This window comes from Amycolatopsis keratiniphila subsp. keratiniphila (assembly GCF_001620365.2).
Lineage (GTDB): Bacteria > Actinomycetota > Actinomycetes > Mycobacteriales > Pseudonocardiaceae > Amycolatopsis > Amycolatopsis keratiniphila.
The window spans coordinates 480-1,003 of record NZ_LQMT02000071.1; the positions used below are offsets into that span (position 1 = coordinate 480).

1 protein-coding gene is annotated in these 524 nt (G+C 70.2%); it reads right to left on the reverse strand.

Annotated features, from left to right (window positions below):
- On the reverse strand, window positions 1-524 hold a 524-nt coding region (locus tag AVR91_RS44205), incomplete at both ends, for a DUF222 domain-containing protein (protein ID WP_323807910.1).

The following is a 524-nucleotide window of genomic DNA, read 5'->3' on the forward strand; positions in this document are numbered from 1 at the left end:
TTCGTTGCCGTCGGGGTCGAGGTGGGCCAAAAGTTCCGCGCCGACGTTGCTGATCTCCTGCGGTCCGGCGTGGCGGGCCAGGGTGACCAGGATCTGCTCCGCGCCGGTCCGGTCGTCGGCTGAGGCGTCGTCCGGGATTTTCTTCAGCACCGCGAGGATCGGGTCGAGTTGCTGATGCCCGAGGTCGCCCTCCGCCGCCGCGGCACCGGCGATCGGCGCGAACGCCGGGGCGGGGGTGCCGTCGAGGTTCCGGCTCTCGTTCAATGCCAGGGCGCGGGCCACCGTGTCGCGGGCTTCGTTGGGGCTGATCCGGGCGGTCTCGGCGAACCAACCGGCTGTCGAGCCGTGCCCGAACAACTCCATCGGACCGCGGGATTCGATCTCGACCAGGAACTGCCCGACCTCCGCCAACGCCTGACGTGCCACCGACAACCGCTCCACCACACCGTGCGCGAGCTCCCGCGCACCGGCACGCCACAACTCCTGCGGCGGTTCGAGGATACGTTGTCCGGACACCCCGCAAG